Source organism: Nostoc sp. CALU 546 (genome assembly GCF_048836525.1).
This window is the reverse complement of sequence record NZ_JAWJTF010000252.1, coordinates 1-3,115: the sequence shown is the minus strand read 5'-3', so window position 1 is coordinate 3,115 and position 3,115 is coordinate 1. Positions and strand designations below refer to the sequence as shown.

General features: G+C 40.0%; 2 protein-coding genes and 1 pseudogene. 1 reads left to right on the top strand and 2 read right to left on the bottom strand.

Going from position 1 to position 3,115, the window contains the following annotated elements; all coding sequences use genetic code 11:
• The first annotated feature begins 116 nt into the window (after positions 1–116).
• Positions 117–1,910 (top strand): protein kinase domain-containing protein, encoded by a 1,794-nt coding sequence (locus tag RRG12_RS42300; protein ID WP_420760297.1) that lies wholly within the window; start codon positions 117–119, stop codon positions 1,908–1,910.
• A gap of 88 nt (positions 1,911–1,998) precedes the next feature.
• Here RRG12_RS42300 and RRG12_RS42295 read toward each other — a convergent pair whose 3' ends face one another.
• Both RRG12_RS42295 and RRG12_RS42290 read right to left on the bottom strand, forming a co-directional pair.
• Positions 1,999–2,778 (bottom strand): class II glutamine amidotransferase, encoded by a 780-nt coding sequence (locus RRG12_RS42295; RefSeq protein ID WP_420760298.1) that lies wholly within the window; start codon positions 2,776–2,778, stop codon positions 1,999–2,001.
• Between the two features lie 229 nt (positions 2,779–3,007).
• Positions 3,008–3,115: pseudogene (locus RRG12_RS42290) on the bottom strand (5-(carboxyamino)imidazole ribonucleotide mutase); the annotation flags it as partial.

Below are 3,115 nucleotides of genomic sequence, written 5' to 3'. Positions count from 1 at the left end.
CGAAACGTATTGGTATTCAAGGTATCAAAACTCTCATTATTTATTTCTCAAGCATTCCGGAAACAGGAGGGAATGTCAGAAAAACTAAATAAAAGAACTTACTGAGTAACCAGGTCATGACCCACCACATAATCGGTAAATTACTACAAGGGCGTTACCAAATTGTCCAAAGCCTTGGTGCAGGGGTGTTTGGACAAACATACATTGCTGTTGACGTAGATTATCCAGAGAATCCCAAATGCGTTGTTAAACAGATTAAGGTTAGCAGTTCCGAATCCGGCTATTTGGATATGTTGAGGTTAATGTTTTTGACTGAAACTGAAACCCTCAAGCTTTTGGGAAGCCATCAGCAAATTCCTGAATTCATTGCTTGCTTTGAAGAAAACGAGCGATTTTATTTAGTGCAAGAGCTTATAGAAGGACATGCGCTGACTGCGGAATTGCCTATTGATCAACATTGGGGGTGTCTGTGGAGTGAAAAGGAAGTTGTAGAATTCCTGATAGATGTCTTAGGTATTCTAGAATTTGTTCACTCTCAAGGTGTGATTCATTGCGATATCAAACCAGAAAACTTAATCAGACGTACTAGCGATGCCAATGGCAACGATAAAGCTGTACGCAAGTTAGTTTTGATTGATTTTGGCTCAATCCAGTCTATCGATTTTGGCATAGGTGCGGAATTGCCTATTTATAGAATTCCCGTCACTTCATTGGGATATATACCGCCAGAGCAATTTATTGGACAAACACAGCCCAACAGTGATATTTATGCTTTGGGCATGATTGCCATCCAGGCTTTGACTGGGTTAGAACCATTACAATTAAAAGCTGATCCTTATACTAATGAAATTTTTTGGCGTTCTCAAAACACGCCAGTTAACGATTATCTAGCTGCTGTTCTCAGCCAAATGATCCGCTACAATTACCAAGACCGCTTTCAGTCTGCGGCTGAGGTGCTGCGGGTACTTAAACAAATAATCTGGGAAACTGAGCCATCACAAATATTAGAAACAGATGATAAATTTCCTCTAGAGGTGGCGATTGAGGATAATAATTCTCCAAACCCTGTATCTGGCAAATCATCCCCGTTATTCACAGGGATGAAAGTAGGACTGGCGGCTAATTCTTTATTAATGGGATTTGGTGTATATTCTTTAGTTAATACTGCACCTGCATATTCAGAAACAGACACTTTATATCAAGCGAAAAAAGAATATCAGGCTGGGGATTTACAAGAAGCGATCGCATTAGCGAAATCAATTCCCTCCCACAGCAATGTTTATCCAGAAGCACAAGCGACAATTGAAGAATGGCAACAGCAATGGCAAGTTGCTGCACAGCAACACCAAATAGCACAAATAGCTTTTCATGAGAGCAGATGGTCAGATGTTCTTCATGCTGCTGCTAAAGTTCCAGATATTTTATATTGGCAATCTAAAACAGATAAACTAGTTCAGAAAGCATACGTCAACATTGAAACACAGACGCAAGATTTATTAGCAAAAGCTTACGAAAGAGCAACTGAAAAAGATTTTTCTACTGCATTACAATATCTGCGGCAAATTCCTAAAGAAAGTTCTGCTGGTGCTTTAGTTCAAGACAAGTTAGCTGAATACAATCGAAAGCGGCAGATCAGAGCAGCTTACTTTTTACAAAAAGCTTACAAGAAAGCATCTATTGGTGATTTTAATCGGGCTGTAAAATTTCTCCGAAATATTCCCCAAGATACTCTGGTTTATGCTCAAGCTCAAATCAAATTGAATGAGTATACTCAAAAGCAACGTGTCCTGGCTGACAATCAAAAGGTAGCTTCTACAAAAAGAACAAATTCATCCATCCCTAAAAATTCAGCTACTAGAATTGAATATTTTCAGGGAGTAAATTACCTGCAAGAGGTTAATATTCGTTAGTTATAAATATGAAAAACAAAACCCATCTAGAAAGTATCTAAATGGGAAAATCTGGTTAATTTTGGAATTTGCTAACAGGATAAGATTCTTAACTGAGTGCATATTTCAGAGGTAATCCGTCCTGAAAAACTAGTAATTCTCCCGGTTGAATTTGTGTCCAAACTTCGTTGTCAGTGAGGGGAGTAGTAGCAATGACAGCGACGCGATCGCGTTCAGTAGTCACTTCTCGAAAATCTACGGTCATATCTTGGTCAATTAAATGGGCAGCCGCAAAGGGCGCTTGGCGAACAATGTAGCTGAGTTTAGTTGAGCAATAAGCAAAAAAGTGTTCTCCATCTGATAATAGGTAATTAAATATACCCAATTTTGCAATTACAGCAGTAATTTCTCGCAGCACAGAGTACAGTTCCTTTATGTCAGGCTTACCTTTAGGAAAACGCGATCGCAATGTTTCTAGCATCATACAGAATGCTTTTTCACTATCGGTATCACCTACGGCTTGATAAAAGCCCAAATTTTCTGGATCAAAATCTGGCAAATTACCATTGTGGGCAAACACCCAATATTGACCCCATAATTCTCTGCGGAAAGGATGGCAGTTGTGTAGGGCAATTTCACCCTGAGTAGCTTTGCGGATATGGGCTATGACATGGGTTGAGTGAATGGGATAATTCCGCACAAACTCAGCTACCGGAGAAGCAACAGAAGGTTGAGCGTCTAAAAACATTCGACATCCCTTTCCCTCAAAGAAAGCAATGCCCCAACCATCGCTATGATCATCCGTTTTTCCTCCCCGTGCAGAAAACCCTTCAAAAGAAAAGCAAATATCCGTTGGAACATTGCAATTCATTCCGAGCAATTGGCACATTAGCTCTCAATTTTTGACTAAGGTCTCAGGATCAAGATACTTCAGAATGCTGCATTGATTCTGGAGCGATCGCTTCAATCTTGGAATTTCGTGGGCATTGGGCATGGGGCATTGGGCATGGGGCATTGGGCATGGCTCAAGAATCAATCAATAGTTCTTCTTCCCCTGCTCCCTCATCCCCCTGTTGTGCTGTTAAGATTTCTTACCGAATTACGAATTACGAATTACCTTAAAGCATTTGCTGTAAATATTGCTCATAGCCTAGTTGTTCTAGTTTTGCTTGCTTTGCAATTACTGATTCACATAGGGTTTGGCGATATTGTTGCACTTTTGCTAA